At 70.5% G+C, this 22,298-nt stretch carries 20 protein-coding genes; 10 read left to right on the forward strand and 10 right to left on the reverse strand.

From position 1 onward, the window contains the following. The first annotated feature begins 2 nt into the window (after positions 1-2). The 7 genes from AC1MED_RS08505 (at position 3) to AC1MED_RS08535 (ending at position 7,304) form a co-directional block, all read left to right on the forward strand. Complete coding sequence (locus AC1MED_RS08505) at positions 3-1,871, forward strand: PEP-utilizing enzyme (protein ID WP_346958226.1); 1,869 nt, start codon at positions 3-5, stop codon at positions 1,869-1,871. After that, complete coding sequence (locus tag AC1MED_RS08510) at positions 1,864-2,652, forward strand: SDR family NAD(P)-dependent oxidoreductase (RefSeq protein ID WP_479786473.1); 789 nt, start codon at positions 1,864-1,866, stop codon at positions 2,650-2,652. Before AC1MED_RS08505 ends, AC1MED_RS08510 begins: the two co-directional genes overlap by 8 nt. Positions 2,653-2,698: 46 nt before the next feature. After that, positions 2,699-3,019 carry a 2Fe-2S iron-sulfur cluster-binding protein gene (locus tag AC1MED_RS08515; RefSeq protein ID WP_479786474.1) on the forward strand — a complete coding sequence of 107 codons (321 nt, stop codon included), beginning with the start codon at positions 2,699-2,701 and terminating at the stop codon, positions 3,017-3,019. Positions 3,020-3,021: 2 nt separating this feature from the next. Then, the gene (locus AC1MED_RS08520) at positions 3,022-4,380 is read left to right on the forward strand and encodes an NAD(P)/FAD-dependent oxidoreductase (protein WP_479786477.1); all 1,359 of its coding nucleotides are present in this window, start codon (positions 3,022-3,024) and stop codon (positions 4,378-4,380) included. 33 nt (positions 4,381-4,413) lie between these two features. Further along, positions 4,414-5,154 carry an HD domain-containing protein gene (locus AC1MED_RS08525; protein WP_479786480.1) on the forward strand — a complete coding sequence of 247 codons (741 nt, stop codon included), beginning with the start codon at positions 4,414-4,416 and terminating at the stop codon, positions 5,152-5,154. Next, positions 5,151-6,671 (forward strand): aldehyde dehydrogenase family protein, encoded by a 1,521-nt coding sequence (locus AC1MED_RS08530; RefSeq protein WP_479786482.1) that lies wholly within the window; start codon positions 5,151-5,153, stop codon positions 6,669-6,671. The genes AC1MED_RS08525 and AC1MED_RS08530 overlap by 4 nt, the downstream gene beginning before the upstream one ends. A gap of 117 nt (positions 6,672-6,788) precedes the next feature. Continuing rightward, the gene (locus AC1MED_RS08535; RefSeq protein ID WP_479786484.1) at positions 6,789-7,304 is read left to right on the forward strand and encodes a mycothiol transferase; all 516 of its coding nucleotides are present in this window, start codon (positions 6,789-6,791) and stop codon (positions 7,302-7,304) included. Here the strand turns inward: AC1MED_RS08535 and ggt are convergent. From ggt to AC1MED_RS08570, 7 genes are all read right to left on the reverse strand, one after another. Then, positions 7,288-9,114: a gamma-glutamyltransferase gene (gene ggt, locus AC1MED_RS08540; protein WP_479786486.1), complete on the reverse strand. Its 1,827-nt coding sequence runs from the start codon at positions 9,112-9,114 to the stop codon at positions 7,288-7,290. The two genes, AC1MED_RS08535 and ggt, sit on opposite strands and share 17 nt — an antisense overlap. Before the next feature lie 88 nt (positions 9,115-9,202). Beyond that, on the reverse strand, positions 9,203-9,697 hold the full coding sequence (locus AC1MED_RS08545) for an NUDIX hydrolase (protein ID WP_479786488.1): 495 nt from the start codon (positions 9,695-9,697) through the stop codon (positions 9,203-9,205). A gap of 43 nt (positions 9,698-9,740) precedes the next feature. Continuing rightward, on the reverse strand, positions 9,741-9,854 hold the full coding sequence (locus tag AC1MED_RS08550) for a hypothetical protein (protein ID WP_479786490.1): 114 nt from the start codon (positions 9,852-9,854) through the stop codon (positions 9,741-9,743). 135 nt (positions 9,855-9,989) lie between these two features. Next, positions 9,990-10,925 (reverse strand): prenyltransferase/squalene oxidase repeat-containing protein, encoded by a 936-nt coding sequence (locus AC1MED_RS08555; RefSeq protein ID WP_479786492.1) that lies wholly within the window; start codon positions 10,923-10,925, stop codon positions 9,990-9,992. A gap of 52 nt (positions 10,926-10,977) precedes the next feature. Beyond that, the gene (locus AC1MED_RS08560; protein ID WP_479786494.1) at positions 10,978-11,484 is read right to left on the reverse strand and encodes an N-acetyltransferase family protein; all 507 of its coding nucleotides are present in this window, start codon (positions 11,482-11,484) and stop codon (positions 10,978-10,980) included. Between the two features lie 342 nt (positions 11,485-11,826). After that, positions 11,827-12,870 (reverse strand): NAD(P)-dependent alcohol dehydrogenase, encoded by a 1,044-nt coding sequence (locus AC1MED_RS08565; protein ID WP_479786496.1) that lies wholly within the window; start codon positions 12,868-12,870, stop codon positions 11,827-11,829. A gap of 327 nt (positions 12,871-13,197) precedes the next feature. After that, positions 13,198-13,464 carry a hypothetical protein gene (locus AC1MED_RS08570; RefSeq protein WP_346958214.1) on the reverse strand — a complete coding sequence of 89 codons (267 nt, stop codon included), beginning with the start codon at positions 13,462-13,464 and terminating at the stop codon, positions 13,198-13,200. Positions 13,465-13,599: 135 nt separating this feature from the next. On the opposite strand from AC1MED_RS08570, the gene hrpB reads away from it, so the two are divergent. Beyond that, positions 13,600-16,311, forward strand: coding sequence for an ATP-dependent helicase HrpB (gene hrpB, locus AC1MED_RS08575; protein ID WP_479786498.1), 2,712 nt, complete (start codon positions 13,600-13,602; stop codon positions 16,309-16,311). 39 nt (positions 16,312-16,350) lie between these two features. Here hrpB and AC1MED_RS08580 read toward each other — a convergent pair whose 3' ends face one another. From AC1MED_RS08580 to AC1MED_RS08590, 3 genes are all read right to left on the reverse strand, one after another. Further along, positions 16,351-16,572: a hypothetical protein gene (locus tag AC1MED_RS08580; protein ID WP_346958212.1), complete on the reverse strand. Its 222-nt coding sequence runs from the start codon at positions 16,570-16,572 to the stop codon at positions 16,351-16,353. A gap of 63 nt (positions 16,573-16,635) precedes the next feature. After that, positions 16,636-17,556: an amidohydrolase family protein gene (locus AC1MED_RS08585; protein WP_479786500.1), complete on the reverse strand. Its 921-nt coding sequence runs from the start codon at positions 17,554-17,556 to the stop codon at positions 16,636-16,638. Beyond that, positions 17,553-18,284: an alpha/beta hydrolase family protein gene (locus tag AC1MED_RS08590; protein ID WP_479786502.1), complete on the reverse strand. Its 732-nt coding sequence runs from the start codon at positions 18,282-18,284 to the stop codon at positions 17,553-17,555. The genes AC1MED_RS08585 and AC1MED_RS08590 overlap by 4 nt, the downstream gene beginning before the upstream one ends. A gap of 154 nt (positions 18,285-18,438) precedes the next feature. Between AC1MED_RS08590 and AC1MED_RS08595 the strand changes: the two genes are divergently transcribed. Continuing rightward, a complete protein-coding gene (locus AC1MED_RS08595) occupies positions 18,439-19,722 on the forward strand; it encodes a class I SAM-dependent methyltransferase (protein ID WP_479786505.1) in 1,284 nt (427 codons plus the stop codon). Continuing rightward, complete coding sequence (locus tag AC1MED_RS08600; protein ID WP_479786507.1) at positions 19,722-22,271, forward strand: cation-translocating P-type ATPase; 2,550 nt, start codon at positions 19,722-19,724, stop codon at positions 22,269-22,271. The genes AC1MED_RS08595 and AC1MED_RS08600 overlap by 1 nt, the downstream gene beginning before the upstream one ends. Positions 22,272-22,298: the final 27 nt, after the last annotated feature.

The raw sequence follows: 22,298 nt of genomic DNA on the forward strand, positions 1-22,298 counted from the left end.
CCATGTCCCTGAAGTCCTTCCCCAAACCCTCCGAGCTTGCGGTCCCCGCCGGCGCCGAGGGCTGGGAAAAGATCTACCCGTATTACCTGGTCTTCCAGGACAAGCTCAAAGAGCAGGAGGACGCCAAGTTCTGGTTCTGCGACAGCCAGCACTGGCCCACAGTGTTCAAGCCCTTCGAGACCATCGGCGGCGAATTCGCGGTCAAGTGCCTGGGCCAGTACAACGCCCGGCATCTGATGATCCCGAACGCCAACGGCATCGAATTCCGGGTGCACCTGGGCTACCTGTACATGTCGCCCATCCCGGTCCCCGAGGACCAGATCGCCGCGCGGGTCCCCCTGTTCGAGCAGCGCGTGGGCCACTACTTCCAGAACTGGGACCAGTTGCTCAAGCAGTGGCACGTCAAGGTCAAGGGCACCATCGACGAGATGGAAACCATCTCCTTCCCCAAGCTCCCGGACGTTGTCCCGATGGAGGATATCCTCTCCGGCAAGGGCAAGGACGGCTCCGAAAAGCTGCTGGAAAGCTACGACCGGCTGATCCAGCTGGCCTACCAGAACTGGCAGTACCACTTCGAGTTCCTCAACCTCGGCTACATCGCCTACCTGGACTTCTTCAACTTCTGCAAGCAGGTCTTCCCCAACATCCCCGACCAGTCGATCGCCACCATGGTGCAGGGCGTGGACATGGAGCTGTTCCGTCCGGATGATGAGCTCAAGCAGCTCGCCAAGCTCGCCGTCGAACTCGGGCTGCAGTCCCGCTTCGGCAACACCGACGACGTCGAGGCCACCCTGGCTGCGATCGCCGCCGCCCCCGACGGGGACCGCTGGATTGCCCAGTACGAGGCCGCCAAGGACCCGTGGTTCAACTTCACCGTAGGCAATGGCTTCTACGGCCACGACAAGTACTGGAACGAACACCAGGAAATCCCGCTCGGCTACATCGCGGACTACATCCGGCGGGTGGACGAGGGCCAGGAAATCATGCGCCCGATCGAGGCCCTGATCATCGAACGCGACCGCATCATCGAGGAATACCGGGAACTGCTGGAGGGCGAGAACCAGTCGCTCTTCGACGCCAAGCGCCGGCTCGCCGGCACCGCCTACCCGTACGTGGAGAACCACAACTTCTACATCGAGCACTGGACCATGGGCGTCTTCTGGCGCAAAATCCGCGAGCTCAGCCGGATGATGCAGGCCGAGGGGTTCTGGACCGAACCCGACGATCTCCTGTACCTGGGCCGCAACGAGGTCCGCGATGCGCTCTTCGACCTCGTCACCGGCTGGGGCGTCGGCGCGAAGCCGATCGGCCCGGACTACTGGCCGGAGGAGATCGAACGCCGCCGCGGGATCGTGGACGCGCTGAAGACGGCGCGGCCGGCGCCCGCGCTGAACACCCCGCCGGAGATCATCACCGAACCGTTCACCCGGATGCTCTGGGGCATCACCACCGAGCAGGTCCAGCAGTGGCTGGGTGCCGGCGAAGCGGTGGAGGGCGGCGGCCTGCGCGGTATGGCGGCATCACCGGGCATCGTGGAGGGGCTGGCCCGCGTCGTCACGGACGCCGACCAGCTCTCCGAAGTGCAGCAGGGCGAAATCCTGGTCGCGACCGTCACGGCACCGTCCTGGGGCCCGATCTTCGGCAAGATCAAGGCAACGGTCACTGACATCGGCGGCATGATGAGCCACGCGGCGATCGTCTGCCGGGAATACGGGCTCCCGGCCGTAACCGGGACCGGCTCCGCGTCCACCACGATCAAGACCGGGCAGCGGCTGCGGGTGGACGGCACCAAGGGGACCGTCCAGATCCTCGACACCGAAGACCAACTGGTCGTCGCCGGGCCCGGGGCGCACAGCCACAGCCATGTCTGATCCGACGATGACCCCGGCAGAAAACGGGAGCGGGCGCCAGCCGGCCCGCACCGTCCTGATCACCGGTGCCGCCGGCGGGCTGGGCCGGGCGTTCGCGCTCGGCTTCGCCCGCCGCGGCTACCGCGTGGCGCTGGCCGACGTGAACCTGGCCGGTGCGGAGGAAACGGCCAAGCTGGTCCTGGACACCGGGGCCGAAGCTGCCGCCTTCCACGCGGACGTCACCAGCCTCGACTCCACCGAGGCCCTCGCGAAAAGCTGCGCGGACTTCGGCGGCGGAAGCATCGACGTCGTGCTCAACAACGCGGCGGTGTACGCCGGGGTGACCCGGAGCCCGTTCGAGGACATCGACCCGGCCGAATGGGACCTGGTGATGAACGTCAACCTCAAGGGCCCCTGGCTCGTCACCCGCGCGGCGAGCCCGTACCTGCCCGAGGGCGGGCGCGTCATCAACCTCTCCAGCGCCACGATCTTCAGCGGCTCGGAGCAGTGGCTGCACTACGTCGCCTCGAAAGGCGGTGTGGTGGCCCTGACCCGGGTGCTCGCCAAGGAACTGGGCCGCCGGGGGATTACCGTCAACGCGATCGCCCCCGGCTTCACCCTCACCGAAGCCAGCTACGGGCTGATGGAGAACGCCGAGAACTACGGCGTGGACCGGGGTGCCATCAAGCGGGCCAGCCAGCCGGAGGACATCGTGGGTGCGGCGCTTTTCCTGGCCGGCCCGGACAGTTCCTACTACACCGGCCAGACCATGGTGGTCGACGGCGGCCGCCAGTTCATCTGAGCGCCGGCTCCAACTTTCCAAGCGACTTTCTACCCAAGGAGGACCAATGCCAACGGTTCATTTCACCGACGCCGACGGCGCCGTCCGCGACGTGCAGGGCAACCCCGGGGATTCCGTCATGGAGACCGCGGTGCGCAACGGCGTCTCCGGCATCGTGGCCGAATGCGGCGGCTCGCTGTCCTGCGCCACCTGCCACGTCTTTGTCCGCGAGGACTGCCTCGCGGAGCTTCCACCGATGGAGGACATGGAGGACGAGATGCTCTACGGCACGGCCGTGGACCGCGAGGACAACTCGCGGCTGTCCTGCCAGCTGCGCCTGACGGACGAGCTCGAACTGTTCGTCACCACCCCGGAAACCCAGGTGTAGCCGTGGAAACCCACGTTGCCGCGGCGCAGCAGCCGTCCGCCGAAACGGCCGGCGCAGCCGGTCCCGACACTGCAAGCCCCACCCGCACCGGCCTGCTGATCATCGGCGCCAGCCAGTCCGGCGTCCAGCTCGCGGTGTCGCTGCGCGCGCTCGGGTTCGACGAGCACATCACCCTGCTCGGCGACGAGGACCACCGGCCCTACCAGCGCCCGGCCCTGTCCAAGGAGTTCCTGCAGGGCACGGTGGAGAGCGAATCCCTGATCTTCCGCTCCAACGAGTACTGGGCCGAGCACAATGTGGAGCTGGTCAAGGGCGAATACATCGTCCGGATCGAGAAGGACGCGGACGGGTCGGGGGTGGCCCATTCCTCCTCCGGCCGGCAGTTCCCCTTCGCGCGGCTCGCCCTCACCGTAGGCGCCCGCGCCCGAAAACTGGAGATTGAGGGCGGGGACCTCGACGGGGTGCTCTACCTGCGCAACGCCGACGACGCCCTGGCGCTCAAGGCCCGGGTGGGGGATGCCAGCGACGTGGTGGTGATCGGCGGCGGATTCATCGGCCTCGAAGCCGCGTCCAGCCTGCAAAAGATGGGCAAGAACGTCACCGTTCTCGAATTCGGTCCACGGTTGGTGGGCCGCGCCGTCGGCGAGGAAACCGCCGAGTACTTCCTGCAGGCCCACCGTGCACGGGGCCTGGACATCCGGCTGAACACGAGTGCCAAACGGTTCACCGCAGGCGGCGCCGCCGGTGACAACGCCGCGGCCGACGGTCGCAGGGCCGTCGCCGGCGTCGAACTCCAGGACGGCACGGTGCTTCCGGCGCAGATCGTGCTGGTCGGCATCGGCGTCATCCCCAACACCCAGCTGGCCGAACAGCTTGGCCTGGCCGTGGACAACGGGATTGTCGTGGACCGCTTCGCGCTGGCCTCGGACGGGACCACGGTGGCCATCGGCGACTGCGCCAACATGCCCAACCCGGTCCCCGGCTCGGAGCCGGGGGAGCGGATCCGGCTCGAGAGCGTCAACAACGCGATCGAGCACGCCAAGGTGGCCGCCTACTCGCTCACCGGGCGGCACGAGGAATACGCCGGCATCCCCTGGTTCTGGTCCAACCAGGCCGACCTCAAACTCCAGATCGCTGGACTCTGCAGCGGCTACGACCAGACGGTGCTGCGGCAGGACCAGGAACGAGGCAAGTTCAGCGTGCTCTACTACCGGCAGGGCCGGATCATCGCCGCGGACTGCGTCAACGCCCCGCTCGACTTCATGGCGGTCAAGAACGCCCTCGCCAAAGGCCTGAACATCCCCGCCGACGCCGCCGCGGACCCGGCCACACCCCTCAAAACGATCACCACGGACAACTAGCCGCCTGCGGCTGGCCCCACCCGAAGGAGCACTATGACCACCCCCAAGACCCCGGTTGCCGACGCCGCCAATGCGAATCCGGTTTCCGACGCCGCGGCTACGGACTTCGCCGCCGCCTACCCGGTCCGGCCGATTCCGGCCCCGGGACCGGTGGACACGGCCCCAATCGCCACCACCCCCGCGGCCCTCGAGGAACTGAACGGACTCTGGCGGGCAGTAGTGCACGAGACACGCACCCGCGGCAACGACATTCACCTGCCGATCTCGCTCGCCTTCGCGGAGCGGCTCTGCCGGGCCTATCCGGAAGCGGACGCCGAACTGGTCCGGGTGGCCACCGTGCTGCACGATACCGGCTGGGCCCACGTGGACGAATCCCGGATCATCTCCGAAGGCTTCGCCGGGGACTGGCGCAAGGCCGCCATCCGGTACGAACACGAAAAGCAGGGCTGCGACGTCGCCCGCCGGGTGTTGCCGGACCTGGGCTACCACGCCGACTTCATCGAGCGCGTCTGCGCGATCATTGACGGGCATGACACCCGCCCCGTGGCCTATTCGCTGGAGGATGCGCTGATGCGCGACGCCGACCGGCTGTGGCGCTTCGACCAGGCAGGGATCGCCCTGGCCTCCTCCTGGTTCAAGATGGACCCGGCCACCTACACCGAGCGGCTGACCTCGGAAATCGTGCCCGAGCTCATCACCCAGGCCGCGTTCGACATGGCCACCGCCGATCTGGACCGCTCCACCGCCCTGCTCAAGACGGCGGTCATCCGATGACCGCCGCCACGCACGAGGCCCACGCCCTGGCCGCCCGCGCCGCGCTCAACCTGCCCTACACCCACGTGGACGACCTCTTCATCGACGGCGCCTGGATCCCGGCACGCGGCAGCGGACGGAACCCGGTGACGGACCCCGCCACCGGCGAAGTCTGGGGCTCCGTGCCGGACGGCACCGCCGAAGACGTCGACGCCGCCGTCGCCTCCGGACGCCGGGCTTTCGACGCCGGCGACTGGCCGCGGCTGGCGCCGTCGGTCCGCGCCGCATACCTGCTGCGCATCGCCGACGAAGTCGAGAAGCGGGCCGGGGAGCTGTCCCTGACGAACACCCGCGAGAATGGCTCGCCGGTGTCTGAGTCCGCCGGGGCTGCCGCCAACGCCGCTGGGATTCTCCGCTACTTCGCCACCCTGGCCGAATACCTGGAGCGGGAGGACGTACGGGCCTTCCCCAATGGCGGCGGGGAATCTGTCGTTCGGCGCGAACCGGTGGGCGTGTGCGCCCTGATCGCACCGTGGAACTTCCCGATCAACCTCGTGGTCATCAAGCTCGCCCCCGCGCTGCTGGCCGGCTGCACCGTGGTGATCAAGCCGGCGTCGCCCACCCCGCTGTCCCTCCGGGTGGTCATCGACGCGGTGGCCGCGGCCGGAGTCCCGGCCGGCGTCGTCAACCTTGTCACCGGATCCGGCCGGCTGGGGGACGAGCTGGTGAAGCACCCCGGCGTGGACAAGGTGGCGTTCACGGGTTCCACACCGGTTGGCCGGAAGATCGCGGCGGCCTGCGGAGAGCTGTTGCGCCCTGTCACCCTGGAACTCGGCGGAAAATCCAGTGCGATTGTGCTGCCGGACGCAGACCTGGACGCAATGTCCAAGGTGCTGATCCGCTCCTGCCTGCGCAACACCGGGCAGACCTGCTACATCTCGACCCGGATCCTGGCCCCCGCCAGCAGGTACGAGGAAGTCGTGGACATGGTCACCGCCACGATTGCGGCGGCCAAGCAGGGCGACCCGCTGGAGCCTGACACGGTGTTTGGCCCGTGCGCCACGGAGTCCCAGTACCGGACCGTGCTGGAATACGTGGAGTCCGGCCTGGCAGAAGGCGCCCGTGCCACGACCGGCGGGCGCGCGGCGTCCCTGAGCGGCGGGCTGGAAGGCGGCTACTTTGTCGAGCCGACCGTGTTCGCCGACGTCACCCCTGAAATGCGGATCGCGCGCGAGGAGATCTTCGGCCCGGTCATCTGCATCCTGAAGTACAACGACGCGGGAGGCAGCGCCGAGGAAGCGGTGGCGTTGGCCAACAACACCGAGTTCGGCCTGGGCGGACTGGTGTTCGGCTCCGACGCCGGGACCGCGTTTGCGGTGGCGGATCGGATGGACACCGGTTCGGTGGGCATTAATTTCTTCGCATCCAACCACGCGGCGCCCTTTGGCGGCCGGCACGATTCCGGCCTCGGCACCGAGTATGGCATCGAGGGCCTGAACGCCTACCTCAGCTACAAGTCGATCCACCGGAAGGTGTAGGGGTTGCTCTATCACTTATGGTCCCTCTGCGACGCCCGGAACGGCCCGAAGTGATAGCGCAACCGGTTCCGTCCGTGCCAGCATGGGGCGCAGCGACTATCCATCGGAGGCACTGCAATGAAAGCCAACGAACTGCTGCTTGACGGTTTTGGCAGGATCCGCGAAATCGTGGCCACAACGCTTGAAGGCATCGACCCGGAGGCGCTGGCGCGGAGGCTGGGAGATCACACCAACCCGATCGCCTGGCTGGTCTGGCACCTCGGCCGCGGGGAGGATGCGCAGGTCGCGGCGGTTGCCGGCCTGGAACAGGTGTGGACGTCGCAGGGGTTCGCCGGACGTTTTGATCTCCCACTCCCGGACCAGGACACCGGCTACGGCCACACCCGGAGCCAGGTCGACGCCGTGCAGGCCCCTCCCGAGCTGCTGCTCGCCTACTACGACGCCGTCCACCGGCAGACCGTCGAATTCCTGGCTTCCCTCAGCGACGAGGACCTGGACCGCGTCGTCGACACCCGCTGGAAGCCGCCGGTCACGCTCGGGGTGCGGTTGGTCAGCATCCTGGCCGACTGCCTCCAGCACGCGGGGCAGGCCGCCTACGTGAAGGGTGCCGGCGCGGCTACCGTGACCGGTTGAGCACCATCGCCGAGCCGCCGCCGCGCCGGACCGGCTCCGCCGCGGCCACCATCCTGCCGCCCGGACCGAACTCGATCGCGGTTGCTGCGCCGATCTCCGCCGCCGACGTGAACGCATCCCCGGACGGTGTGAACTGATGGCCGAACGGCGTCAGCTCGCTGCCGTACGCGGCGATGAACGACGGCTCCGCTGTGACCTTGGCCGTGTTCCGCTGCGAGGCGCGGGGTGCGGCGATCGCCTCGGAGATGGTCATGCCCAGGTCCACCCGGTTCAGGATGGTCTGCAGCACCGTCGTGATGATCGTCGACCCGCCCGGCGAGCCGAGCGCAACGAACGGGGCCCCGTCCTTCAGGATGATGGTCGGCGCCATCGAGGAGCGCGGCCGCTTGTTGGGCTCGATCCGGTTCGGATCCTTCGGGTCGTACACGGTGGAGAAGTCGGTCAGTTCGTTGTTGAGCAGGAACTCGCGGCCGGGTACCACCATGCCGGAGCCGCCGGTCTGCTCGATGGTCAGCGTGTACTCGGCCACGTTGCCCCACCGGTCCGCGATCGTCAGGTTGGTCGTGGAGATGTTCTCGGTGTCCTTCTCCTCGGCGGGCGCCACGGTCGACGCCGGGCACACGCCGTCGAACGCGGCCACATTCCCCGGTGCGACCGGCTTGGCCGCGGCGTGCTGCGGGTCGATCTGGCAGGCGCGTTCCTTGCCGAAGAGCGGGTCGGTGAGGGCGGCTGTCGGCACGTCCACCTGCGCCGGGTCGCCCACGTACTTGCCCCGGTCGGCGAACGCCAGGGCACTGGCTTCCAGGTAGTGGTGCAGGGCGCCGGCCCGGGACATTCCGGAGAGATTGGCCGGGTCCAGGATGTTCAACGCCTCGCCCACCGTGGTGCCGCCGCTGCTGGAGGGCGCCATGCCGTAGACGTCCAGGCCGCGGTAGTTCACGTGGGTGGGGGCCTGGTCCACCGCGCGGTAGGCGGCGAGGTCGGCCGTGGTCATAAACCCGGCCGGGACGGGCAGCCCCGTGCCGGCGGCCTTCAGCGGTGCCTGCACGGCGGCGGCGATCTCGGCCGCGAGCGGGCCGGTGTAGAAGCCGTCCGTCCCCTGCTGCGCGAGGAGCCGGTACGTGGCGGCCAGGTCATGGTTCTGGAAAATACTGCCGACGGCGGGGGCGTCGCCGCCGGGCAGGAACAGGCTGCTGGTCGCGGGGAACGCCGCGAAGCGGGCCTTGTTGTCGAGCGTCTGCTGGCGGAACGTATTGTCCACCACGAAGCCGCGGGTGGCGACCTTGATGGCCGGCTTCAGGGCCTCGCCCAGGCTCAGGCTTCCCCAGCGCTTGAGGGCCCGTTGCCAGGTGGCCGGGGTGCCCGGGACGCCCACGGCTACCCCGCTCGTGACAAGGTCGGGGGTGAAACGGTAGGGCTTCCCGGTTGCCGGATCGATGAACGCATCGTGCGGCATCGCGGCCGGCGCGGTTTCGCGCCCGTCGACCGTGCCGACCTGGCCGGATTTGGCGTCGTAGTAGACGAAGTAGCCGCCGCCGCCGATTCCGGCGCTGTAGGGTTCGGTGACGCCGAGGGTCGCGGCCGCGGCCACGGCGGCGTCCGCGGCGTTGCCGCCCTTGCGGAGCACCTCAAGTGCCGCGGCCGAGGCCTCCGGATCCACCGTGCTCACGGCGCCGCCGTAGCCGCTGGCCGTGGGGGTCTTTTGGGTCTCGCGGGGATCAGCGAACGCGGGGCTGGCAATGGAGCCGCCTGCCACGCTCAAGGCCAGTGCCGCCGTGACGGCGGACAGCCGACGGCCTACATGTTGCATATGCTCGCTTCCGGGCTAGGGCCGTAAGTATCTGACAGTTCCTGTCACACTAACCGGGCGCTTTGTGACATTGCAATAAAAGAAGGTGTCACATTTGTGATGGGGCTGCCCAGCCGGCGTCCCGGAGGTGTGCCAGGAGGGCGTCGAGGACCGGGAGTTGGCCGCGCACCAGTTTGCGCCGCGCCTCCGCCTCCTCGAACCAGGCGGCGTCGTCAATCTCGGGGTAGCTGCGGACCACGCCGGAGCCCTTCGGCCATTCCAGCTCAAAGGTGTTGCTCACCACCCGTTCCGGCCGGAAATCGGCTTCGGCGGCGAAGACTGTGACGACCTTGCCGGAGGCTTGCCGGAAACTGCCCAGCGGGAAGTAGCCGGCGTCGGGCGGCGCCGTGCCCATTTCCTCGGTAAACTCGCGCCGCGCGGCCGCCAGGGCATCCTCGTCCGCGGTGTACTCGCCCTTCGGGATGGACCAGGCGGCCGCGTCCTTGCGGGCCCAGAACGGACCGCCCATGTGGGCGATCCAGAATTCCGGCTGCGACTGCGCTCCCCGCCGGTACAACAGGAGGCCTGCGCTGCGGACGCTCATGCGGACTCCGTTCCACGGGCACCCGGCCCGCTGCGTGGCGGTGCTACCAGTTCTCCGGGTCGTTCATGGTGCAGGCCTGGCTGCTGCACTGCCGCGCGCTGACCTGCCAGTCGGGCTGGCGTGCCGCCAGGGAGCGCTCGTCTTTCCAGGTCGGCACTACCCGTGAGCCGCACGCCGGACACGGCGGCTCCATATGCGCGCGTCGTTGCGCCTTGTTCATGTTTCCCCCAAAAAGCTTTGATGCGTTGCGTCAAGGTCAATGTAGCCATATTTCCATCGAAGTTACAAACTCCTAGGAGCGTTCCGACCACTGCAGCACGCGCAGCGCGCGCATTGTGTTCCAGCGGCTCGGACGGCCGTCCCCGTCGTCCAGCGGGAAGTGGATCCGGCCCGGATGGCTGTTCTCCAACGGCCAGGTGCCGTCCGGCCGGCGCTTTGACTCCACCAGCGCCAGGGCTTCCCCGATCCGGCTGTCCGGCGCGGCACCGGCGGCCCGGAAATATTCCAGGCCGCGCAGCACGTCGTAGTGCCAGCGGACCGGGTAGGAGAACTGGAGCCAGGCCGGGTTGACCACGTCCCCGGTACTCTTGCGGCGCAGGAGGCTGCGTTCGAGCAGATACTCCTCGCCGCGCTGCCGCGCCGCGGCTATCTCGGGAGTGCCGCCTGTCGCCTTCCCGTACTCCAGCAGCCCCTCCAGGACGTTGATGGTGGTGGCGAAGGAGGACCGGGTCGAGCCCCGGTCTGCGTCGCAGTTCCAGCCGCCGTCGTCGAGCTGTTCGTCGAGCAGCCGCGCGACGATGCCGTCGACGTTCTCGCCGAAGTACGCCCCAAGCGCGACGGCCATGCCGTTGATGCAGGGTTCCACCTCGCCCTCGAAGAACGGCTGGCCGCCCTCTTCCCAGCGGCTGTTGTTCCGGACGCGTTCGACGGCGGTGCGTGCCGGACCGCTCTGCGGGTCAAGCCCGAACTCGCGCAGCAGCAGCAGGGTATAGGCGGTCGCGGTCCAGGGCTGGCCGGGCTCCGAGCCGTCGAACGGGGCCGGGAAGTAGGTGCCGCCGTCCCACTGCCCGTCACGGCCCTGCAGTGCCAGCAGTCGGGCGCCCCAGCCCTGCTCGGCGACCCGGCCACGTTCGGCGGCCAGCTCCTCCGGCGGCGCGTCCGTGAGGTCACGCAGGACCTGCCAGCGGATCGCGGGGTCGGAGTCGAGCAGCCAGTCGAGGACGTCCATCCGGACAAGCTAGCACCGGCGGCGCCGGCCGGGGAAGGGAGCGCCGGCGCCCCTAGTCGCCCTCGTCGTCGTCGGACAGCCGGCGGAAATCGCGCGACAGGTAGAGCGCCAGCGCGGCCGAGTTTCCGCTGTCCACGATCACGGCGACCCGTTTCCGGCCCAGGGTGTGCAGCACGTGCAGGCAGTGGCCCAGCAGTTCTTCGGCCAGCCCCTGCCGGCGGTGGTCGGGGTGGGTGAACAGTTCCGCGATCACGCTGTCCCAGTCGCTTTCGATCCCCGGGGCCGGGTCCGTGACGATGATGGCGGCTGCCAGCTGCCCGTCGGGGGCCGCCTTGACCGCGGAGGCTTCGGGAACGTGCCGGCCCCGGGCACCGGCGAGCAGGGTGTCGATCCAGCCGGCGGTGCGGTCGGGAGGCTGCGGCAGGCTGTCGGCGTAGGAATCCCGGTACATCTCGGAGAGCTCGGGGACGTCGGCGGCCTGGATGGGCCGGATGGCGGTGCCCGGACGGCCGCCATCGCTGGGGCCGGTGACTGCGGTCAGGATGATCAAGGGATTCATAGCAACCCTGCTCTCTCTTGCAGCGACGACACCTTCGGGCGTCCCTTCCAGCTTGCACCCGCTGTGTTGCGGCGGCGTTTCCGGATGGTGATATCCAGGCGTCGGGACGGCCAGCGGAAGATGAACGCTGTCTTTCCCGGGGATGTCATGACCGGCCGGCGACGGCGGTGACGAAGCCGGCGGGCGCGCCCCGCCGCCGTCGGGCCGTGCCGGGAGCAAAGTTTCCGCGGCTGTTTCGGTCCCGGGATACGGAAACGGCCCGGCGCTACAGGATTCCCGTAGCGCCGGACCGTTTGCGCGTCGTCCGTCCGGAACCGCCGCGCGGAACGGCGGCTGCGGAGGCTAGACCAGGGTCGCGGTGTCGATCACGAACCGGTAGCGGACGTCGGAGGCCAGCACGCGCTCGTACGCCTCATTGATCTTCTCGGCCGGGATGACCTCGATTTCGGCACCGAGGTGGTGTTCGGCGCAGAAGTCCAGCATTTCCTGGGTCTGGCGGATGCCGCCGATCATCGAGCCGGCGAAGGAGCGCCGGCCGCCGATCAGGGCGAACGCGTTGACCGGCAGCGGCTCGGCCGGGGCGCCGACGTTGACCATGGTGCCGTCGAGGCGCAGCAGCTGCAGGTAGGAGCTGATGTCGATCGAGGCGCTGACGGTGTTGATGATCAGGTCGAACGTGCCCGCGAGTTCGGTGAAGGTGTTCTCGTCGCTCGTGGCGAAGTAGTGGTCCGCGCCGAGGCGCAGGCCGTCTTCCTGCTTCTTGAGCGACTGGGAGAGGACCGTGACCTCGGCGCCCATGGCGTGGGCGATCTTGACGGCCATGTGGCCCAGTCCGCCGAGTCCGACGACGGCGACCTTCTTGCCGGGGCCGGCGTTCCAGTGGCGCAGCGGCGAGTAGGTGGTGATGCCGGCGCAGAGCAGGGGTGCGGCGACGTCGAGCTCGATGCCCTCGGGGATACGCACCACGAAGTCTTCGGTGACGACGACGTGGGTGGAGTAGCCGCCCTGGGTGATGGTGCCGTCGCGGTCCACGGCGCCGTAGGTGCCGGTGTTGCCCTTGAGGCAGTACTGTTCCTCGCCGGCCTGGCAATTGGGGCACTCGCCGCAGGAGTTCACCATGCAGCCGACGCCGACGCGGTCACCGACGGCGTGCTTGGTGACGGCCGAGCCGACCTCGGTAACGATGCCGGCGATCTCGTGGCCGGGAGCGAGCGGGTAGGACTGCGGTCCCCAGTCGCCGCGGACCGTGTGGATGTCCGAGTGGCAGATCCCGGCGAACTTGATCTCGATCAGGACGTCGTGCGGGCCAACGTCGCGGCGCTCGATGGTGGTGGGGACAAGGTCCTCGGTGGCGGACGGGGCAGCGTAAGCGTTTACGGTAAGCATTCTTCTCCAGTAAGAGTCGGTACGAAAGTCGCGATCGCGGGGGAGAGGATCGGGTCCAGGGGCTTGGGGGGCGCCTCGGAACCTGTCGGCCCACGATGGCGCGGTGGCCGGACGGCATGCCGCCCGGGCCACAGTATGAGCCAACACCCTGCCGGGGTGGATTGTTCCGCAGCGGGACACTTTTTCTGGTCCAGCGTTCGTCACAGGCCCGGATGGGAGTGCTCCGGCGGCGGGGCGCGGGCTCATGGTTCTATTCAAGTGCCTGTTGCGGCGGCGGGGGAGACCCTGCTGGTACAGGTACCGGCAGGGCCTCCCTCCCCGGCGCTGTTAGCCGGCCATGCCGGGGTGGACACGCACGAATTCGATCTTGTTGCCCGGGTCGACCCGCTTCCTGGGGGCCCGGGAAAACCCCTTGGCGTCCAGGTGGTTCTGCGCCCGGTACTCGGCGAGCGCGTCGTCGTAGGCGGCGTTCAGCTGCCGGCCGGTGACTTCCTCGGTGGAACCGTCGGCGAAGGTGATGGTGACGGGTGTGCTGGCGGGGAAGTGACGGTTCATCCGGATGAAGCCTTCGGCGTCCTGCTGCAGATTGATCAAGGGGGATTCCACCTTTGCGATTGGGTAGTCCCAGTCTTCCGTAGTTTCCACCACCTCCGCGACGCAGCGGGCCCGACGAAGCAATGGCGGGGGCGGGCGGGACCGCCGGCGGGAGCGGCGGGGGACAATGGAGGCGTGACTTTTTCGCCGACCGCGCAGAGCCCGGAATCCCGGCCGTTCGATCTCGCCGCCCTTGGCGCCGGCCTGGTCTTCGCAGGATCGCTGGACCAGCTCGCGGCGGCGCTCCGCGCGGAGGGCCCGGCCGGTGCCGCGGTAGTCGAGGCGCCGCCGGGCACGGGCAAGACCACGCTGGTGCCGCCGCTGCTGGCCAATCTGGCCCTGCAGGGCGCCGCCGGCCGGACCCCGCGCATTGTGGTCACCCAGCCGCGCCGCGTCGCCGCACGGTCCGCGGCCCGGCGGCTCGCCGCCCTGGACGGCAGCCCGCTGGGCGGACGCGTCGGCTACACCGTCCGCGGCGACCGCCAAGCCGGGCCGGGCACCTGGGTCGAATTCGTGACGCCCGGCATCCTGCTGCGCCGCCTGCTGGCCGATCCCGGGCTGGAGGGCACCGGCGCGGTGGTGCTCGATGAAGTCCACGAACGGGGCCTGGAGACCGACCTGCTGCTCGGCATGCTCGCCGAGGTCCGCCAACTCCGCGGCGACCTGACCCTGGTCGCCATGTCGGCCACCCTGGACGCGCCCCGGTTTGCCGCCCTGCTCGCGGACACCCCGCCGGGGGAGACGCCGGGGCGGGCCCCGGACGGCGGCGGCGGCGCGGCTCCCGTCGTCGGCTGCCCGTCGGCGCTGTATCCGCTGGCGGTTCAATGGGCACCGGCGGCGGGACCCCGCCTGGACGAGCGGGGCGTGACTCGGGCCTTCCTTGGCCACGTCGCGGACACAGCAGCGGAAGCCCACGCCGCAGCGCTCGCCGCCGGGGAGGACATCGACGCCCTGGTCTTCCTGCCGGGTGCCCGGGAAGTCTCGGAGGTTGCGGCCCGGTTGCGCGGCCGGACGGGGGCTGAGGTGCTGGAGCTGCACGGCCAGGTCACCCCCGCCGTGCAGGACCGGGCGGTGTCCGGCCGCCGTCCGGGCGAACGCGCACGGATCATCGTTTCCACTGCGCTCGCCGAGTCCTCCCTGACGGTGCCGGGGGTCCGCCTGGTGATCGATTCCGGCCTCGCCCGTGAGCCGCGGCGGGACGCGGGGCGCGGCATGACGGGCCTGGTGACTGTGTCCTGCTCCCGGGCCTCCGCGGAACAGCGCGCCGGACGTGCCGCCCGCCTGGGCCCCGGACGGGTGGTCCGCTGCTATGACCAGCAAAGCTACGGAGCCGCCCCGGCCCATCAAACTCCGGAGATCGCCGTCGCCGACCTGACGGGCGCGGCCCTGGTGCTGGCCTGCTGGGGCTCACCGGGCGGCCGCGGGCTGGCCCTGCCGGACGCCCCGCCCCGGGCGGCGATGGACGAGGCCGTCGAAGTCCTGCGGGAACTCGGCGCGGTGGGCCCCGGCGGCCTCGCGACGGACCTGGGCAAGACGCTGGCCCGGATCCCGGCGGATCCGCGGCTGGCCCGCGCCCTGCTGGACGGCGCGGCCGCCGTCGGGCACCGCGCCGCGGCGGAGGCCGTCGCCGTCGTCGCCGGCGGACAGCGGGTCCCCGGCGCCGATCTGCCCGGGCTCCTGAAGGCCCTGCGGTCCGGCACTGATCCCGGGTCCCGGCGCTGGGCCGACGACGTCCGGCGGATGGAGGCGATCGCGCGCCAGGCCCGGACCGGCAGCGAAGCGTCCCCGCCCGCAGCGCCGGCGGGACCCGCAGCGCCGGCGGGACCCGCAGCGCCGGGGGGACGCGCAGCCGGGGCGGAAGGCACCGGCTTCGTCGTCGCCCTCGCCTTCCCGGACCGGGTGGCGCGCCGGGTCCCGGGGCCGGGGGAACGGTATCTGCTGTCCTCCGGCACCCGGGCCGGGCTCCCGGCCGGCAGCCGCCTGGCCGGCCACGAGTGGCTCGCCGTTGCGGAGGTATCGCGGGCCGAAGGGCGGGACGCGGCCGGCACCGGTGCCGTCATCCGGTCAGCCGCGCCGCTGGCGGCGGAGGCCGCGGAGACCGCCGCGCGGCAGCTGCTCAGTGACACGGTGGAGGCTGCCTTCGGCCAGGGCCGGGTCACCGCGCGCCGGGAACGCCGCCTCGGTGCGATTGTGCTCTCCTCGACGCCGGTGCGGCCGGCCCCGGCGGAGGGCCGCGCCGCGGTGGCCCGCGCCCTGGCGCAATCCGGGCTGGCGACGATTGGCTGGTCCACGGCGGCGGACGCCCTGCGCCGGCGGCTGGCCCTGCTGCACCGGGAACTGGGTGCGCCGTGGCCGGAGGTGTCCGAGGCCGCCCTGCTGGGCCGCCTGGACGAGTGGCTCGCGCCGGAACTCGAGGCCTTGGCTGCCGGTGCCCCGACCAGCGGCATCAACCTGGCCGAACCGCTGCGGCGGCTGCTGCCCTGGCCGGACGCGGCCCGGCTGGGGGAGCTGGTTCCGGAGACGCTGGAGGTGCCCAGCGGCTCCCGGGTACGGATCGATTACCCCGAGGTGGGGGACGACGACGGCCGGCCGGTGGTCGCGGTCAAGCTGCAGGAGTGCTTCGGCTGGGACCAGACGCCGCGGCTGGTGGCAGGCCGGGTTCCGGTGCTGTTCCACCTGCTCTCCCCGGCCCGGCGGCCGCTCGCCGTGACCGACGACCTGGCATCCTTCTGGTCGGGCCCCTACGCGCAGGTCCGGGCGGAGATGCGCGGCCGCTACCCGAAGCATCCCTGGCCGGAGGATCCGTGGACGGCGCCGGCGACGGCCAGGGTCAAAAGCCGGATGTGACGGCCGCGCGGCGGGGCGGCGCCACCCACGGGGCAGGTGCTACCCGGCCTCCGCGCCCTCCCAGGCAACGTGGACCCAGCGCTGGCCTTCGCCGTCCCAGGATTCCGAATGGCCCAGCAGGGCCAGGTCCTGGAAGCTGACCTCGATCCCGTTGCGCTGAAGCTCGTCGCGGAGTTCGCTGGTGGCCTCGCGGACCGCTGTTACTACTGCTTCGGGGTTGTCGGATTCAACGGGGCGGGATGCTTCGTATGGTTTGCTCATGGGCACCATCTTTCAGCCTGGGCGCCGTTATGGGAACAACCGCCCGCGATGGGAGCGGCTAGCTTAGCTTCCCACCAGCCGTTCGCCGTTGGACCAGCAGACCGTGCGCAGCCAGTCGTCGTCGAGCCGCGGCTCCTTGTCGCGGAGCCGTTCGAGCGCCTCGAGCTGGTGCGCGTAGGGGTACGGGATATTGGGGAAGTCGCTGCCGAGCACAATCCGGTCCGCAAACTCCACCAGCCTGGGCAACAACCCGGCGGGGAACGGGGCGACGTCTTCGAAGAAGTCGGTGAACGCCATGGTGGTGTCCAGATGGACCCGGGGGTACCTTTCGGCAAGGCCCAGGAACTCGCCGTACTCCGGCGTGCCCAGATGCGCGACGACGGCGGTGAGCTCCGGATACCGGCGCAGCACACCCTCAAGCTTGTCCGGGCCGGTGAACCCGGCCCTCGGTACCGGGCCGCTGCCCACGTGCACCACCACGGGAACGGCCGCGTCGGCAAGGAGGCCCCACACCGGGTCCAGGACCGGCTCGCGCAAGTCGAACCCGCCCACCTGGGCGTGGATCTTGAAGACCCGCGCGCCCCGGTTGAGGGCCGACTCGACCTGCCCCAGCACGCCCTCCTCCGGATAGAACGTGGCGCTGGGGACGCAGTCCGGCTCGGCCGCGGCGAGGTCCAGGGCGAAATCGGTCAGGTCGGCCGCCATCCCGGGCTTGTGCGCGTAGGTGAGCGCGGTGAAGCGGCGGACCCCCAGCTGCCTGAGCCGGGCCAGCCTGCTCTCCTGGTCCGTACGGTAGGTAATCGGCCAGGGCCTGCCCACCAGCGGTCCGGCCGCATCGAAATGTGCCCAGACCCGCCGCAACATCCGCTCGGGGAGGAAATGCGTGTGGATGTCGACCAGTCCCGGCAGCCCCAGCTGGTGCCACCAGGCCGGGACGTCGTCGTCCGTGAGTGCTGCCGCCGAGCCGGTGCGCGGCCCCGTCACCGGGGATCCTTCGGCCGGGCGCCCTCCGAGCGGCCGCCGTCCGCCGCCCGGTCCTGGCTGTGCAGCCCGATGAACTCCGCCACGGCCGCCGCGAGGCTGGCCCCGGTTTCTTCCGGTGTCCGCTTCGTCCCGGCCACGGCAAAGGAATGGTCGCCGCCCTCGCGCCACTGCAGCGTCGCGGCCGGGCCGATGCGCGCCACCACGGACTCCAGCAGCCCGCGGGTGGCGAAGGTATCCCTGGTGCCCTGGAGGAAGAGCATCGGCACGGTAAGTCCGTAGAGATGCTCGTCGCGCAGCTTCTCCGGCTTGCCCGGCGGATGCAGCGGATAACCGAGATACACCAGGCCCGCCGCCGGCATGCCCTCCGCGACCGCCATGGACGCCATCCGGCCGCCGAAGGACTTCCCGGCGGCCCACAGCGGTTCGCCCTCCGAGCGGGCCGCGGCCGCCTCCATCGCGGCCCGCCACGCCGCGATGGCCGCCGGGGGCCGGTCCGGGAACTTCCGGCCCGCCTCGCGGTACGGGAAGTTGAACCGCAGGGTGGCGACGCCGGCGTCGTTCAGGGCGGCGGTGAAACCGCGCAGGAACGGGTGCTCCATCCCGGCGCCGGCGCCGTGGGCCACGACAAGGGTCGCGGCGGGGCTCGCGGGCCGCGCGTACACCCCGGAAACCTCAGTGCCGTCGACGTCGATGGCCAACGGAAGCTCAGCGGAAAATGCCTCAGACATGTCAGCCACCCTAATCAGCGGCCGCGGGGATCACCAGAGCGGCCCGCCGGACGTCCCCGAAGAGTGCGCTTCCGGGACGTCCGGCCCCTGTTCCGCCGCGCCGGCGGCCAATAGATTGGGGCTGGGGCAAGCCACCGGCTGAGAGGAAAGAACCATGTCGACCACTGCTGGAGCCGCGTCGCGGCTGGCCGGGGCGCTGGCCATCGTGCTCGGTACCAAGGACATCCCGCTGCGGCTGCGCGCCTGGGACGGCTCGGAAGCCGGACCGGAGGGCGCCCCGCTGCTGGTCTTCCACTCGCGCCGGGCGCTGCGGCGGATACTCTTCTCGCCCGGCCAGCTGGGCCTGAGCCGGGCCTACGTCGCCGGCGAGATTGAGGCGCCCGGTGACATTTTTGCCAGCTTCGGCGCGCTCAGCTCGGCGGGAAAGTTCGCCGAGCCCGGGCCGTTCCGGCGGCCCACGGTCCGGGAACTGGGGACCCTGGCCGCGGCCGCGGTGCGGCTCGGCGCGCTCGGGCCGAACCCCGCCCCGCCCCCGGAGGAGGCCCAGGTGGCGCGCAAGGGCCGGCGGCATTCAAGGAAGCGCGACGCCGCCGCCATCTCGCACCACTACGACGTCGGGAACACCTTCTACGCCCTCGTGCTCGGCCCGTCCCTGGTCTACTCCTGCGCTGTCTGGGAAACCCCGGAGACGGGCCTGGACGCGGCGCAGGAAGCCAAACTCGACCTGGTCTGCCGCAAGCTCGGCCTCCGGCCCGGGATGCGGGTGCTGGACGTCGGCTGCGGCTGGGGCAGCTTCGCCATCCACGCCGCCGAACGCTACGGGGCCGACGTCGTGGGCGTCACCCTGTCCGCCGAGCAGGCGGAACTGGCCCGGAAGCGGGTGGCGGACGCGGGGCTGACGGACCGGGTCGAGATCCGGATCCAGGACTACCGCGACGTGGACGACGGTCCCTTCGATGCGATCAGCTCCATCGGCATGTCCGAGCATGTGGGCCGCGAACAGCTCGGCCACTACGTCTCCCGGCTGCACGCGCTGCTGCGCCCCGGCGGCCGGCTGCTGAACCACGCCATTTCCTGGAACGCCGGCCCCACCAACCCGGATCCCGATTCGTTCATTCCGCGCTACGTCTTCCCGGACGGGGAGATGCTCAGCCTGGCCGAGATGATCGGCGCGCTGGAGGGCGGCGGCCTGGAGGTGCTCGACGTCGAGGCGCTGCGCCCGCACTACGCACTGACCCTGCGGGCCTGGGTGCAAAACCTGGAACGCCACTGGGACGAGGCCGTGCGGGCCAGCAGCCCGGGCCGGGCCCGGGTGTGGCGGCTCTACATGGCCGCCAGTGCGTTGGGATTCGAGGCCGGAACCACCGGGGTGAACCAGGTCCTGGTGCAGCGCGCCGGCGGCTCCGAACCCCCGCTGCGCCGGACCGCCTGGCTCTGATGAAACCCGGACCGGCCGCCGCCGTCGCGGAGGGGCTCGCCTCGGCGGAGGCGGCCCGGCGGCTGGCGGCCGACGGTCCGAACGAACTGCCGACGGCGAAGCCGCGGAACATCCTGCAGCAGAGCTGGGCCGTGATCCGCCAGCCCATGCTGCTCCTGCTGCTGGTCGCCGGGACCGTGAACTTCCTGCTGGCTGAACTGCTGGACGGCGTGCTGCTGATGTCCTTCGTCGTCGTGGTGATCGGTATTTCCATCTACCAGGAGCGAAAGACCGAGAACGCCCTCGCAGCCCTCCGGGATCTGTCCTCCCCGCGCGCGCTCGTGATCCGCGACGGGGACCAGCTACGCATCCCCGGCCGCGAGGTGGTGCGCGGGGACCTCGCCGTGCTGGCCGAGGGGGACCGGGTGCCGGCGGACGCGGTCCTGCTGGAGGCCCGCAACTTTTCGGCCGACGAATCCGCGCTGACGGGCGAATCCGTGCCGGTGCGCAAGGCGCCGGGCCCGGCCGGTACCGCGTCCGAAGCCATGGGACGGCCCGGCGGGGACGCGACGCCCTGGATCTTCTCCGGCACCCTGGTGGTCAAGGGCCACGGCCTGGCGCTGGTCAAGCAAACCGGGGCCGGTACGGAGCTGGGCCGGATCGGCTCGGCCCTGCGGTCCATCGAACAGGAACCCACCCCGCTGCAACGGGAAATCGACCGGCTGGTCCGGTACCTGGCCGCCTTCGGCCTGGCGGCCGCCGCCGTCGTGGTGGTGGTGTACGGGCTGACCCGCGGCAACTGGCTGCAGGGCCTGCTGGCCGGGATCGCCACCGCGATGGCGATGCTCCCCGAAGAGTTCCCGGTGGTGTTGACCGTGTTCCTTGCCCTCGGGGCCTGGCGGATGTCGCAAAAGCACGTGCTGACCCGGCGCGCGCCGGTGATCGAAGCCCTTGGCTCGGCGACCGTCATCTGCGTGGACAAGACCGGCACCCTGACCCTGAACAGCATGACCGTCCGCCAGCTGGTGGTGGGGACCCAGAGCCACACCATCGACGAAGGGCCGCTGCCGGAGGCTTTCCACACGATCGCCGAGTATGGCGTGCTGGCCTCCCCGGTGGACCCCTTCGACCCGATGGACAAGGCCTTCAAAGCGGTGGGCGGGAAGTACCTCGGCGAGACCGGACACCTGCACGCCGACTGGGAACTGGTCCGCGAATACCCGCTCTCCGAAGGCCTGCTCGCCCTCTCGCACGTGTGGCGCGCGCCCGACGGCAGCCACTACGTGGTGGCCGCCAAGGGCGCCCCGGAGGCGATCGCCCGGCTGTGCCGCCTGGACCCTGCCCGACTCGCGGTCCTGATGGCGGACGTGGAGACGGCCACGGCCGGCGGCCAGCGGGTCCTCGCGGTGGCGCGCGCCTCCTTCGACCGGAACGGGAGCCTGCCGGACCGCCAGGCGGACTTCGGGTTCGAGTACCTCGGCCTGGTCGGCCTGCACGATCCACTGCGGCCCGGCGCGGCAGACTCCGTCGCGGCATGCGCCCGGGCAGGGGTCCGCACCGTCATGATCACGGGGGACTATCCCGGAACCGCGCTGGCGATCGCCCGCGAGATCGGGCTGGACCACGGCGCCGGCGTCATTACCGGTCCGCAGCTGGAGGCCATGACGGACGATGAACTGGCCCGGCGGATCCGCACCGTCCGCGTGTTCGCCCGGATGGTGCCGGAGCAGAAACTCCGGCTCATCCGCGCCCTCAAGGTCAACGGTGACGTGGTCGGCATGACCGGCGACGGCGTCAACGACGCCCCCGCGCTGCGCGCCGCGGACATCGGCATCGCCATGGGCGCGCGCGGCACCGACGTGGCCCGGGAATCCGCCGACCTGGTCATCACCGACGACGACTTCAGCTCGATTGCCGGCGGCATCCGGCAGGGCCGCGGCATCTTCGACAACCTGCGCAAGGCTCTGGCGTACACCATCGCCGTGCACGTCCCGATCGTCGGCATGTCCCTTCTGCCGGTCTTCGTCAGCGGGTGGCCGCTGGTGCTGCTGCCGGTCCAGATCGCGTTCCTGGAGCTCATCATCGACCCGGCCTGCTCCGTGGTCTTCGAAGCCGAGGAAATCGATCCGGCGATCATGGACCAGCCGCCGCGCCGGGTGGGTCAGGGCATCTTTGGCCGCCGGGTGCTGGCCATCGCCGCCTGCCAGGGGCTCTCCGTGCTGGCCGCCGTCGTCGGCGTCTACCTCTGGAGCATCGGCAACGGCAAGGCGGACGACGTCGTCCGGTCGCTGGCCTTCGCCACCCTGGTGATCGGCAACCTGTCACTGATCCTGGTGAACCGGTCCTGGCGGCTGCCGGTCTGGCGGACCTTCCGCGAGCGCCGGAACCGGACGCTGAAATGGGTGGTCGGCGGCGCGGCACTGTTCCTCGTGGTGCTGCTGAACGTGCCCTCACTGCGCGGCGCCTTCGACCTGGGGCCGCTGGCGCCAGGGGACTGGGGGCTGGCCGTCGTCGCCGGGGCCGCCGGAGTGGCCTGGTTCGAAATTTACAAGACCGTCCGCCGCTCCTGACGCTGCGTGCTTTCCTTGGACAGCGCC

The organism is Arthrobacter sp. BI5 (assembly GCF_056680065.1).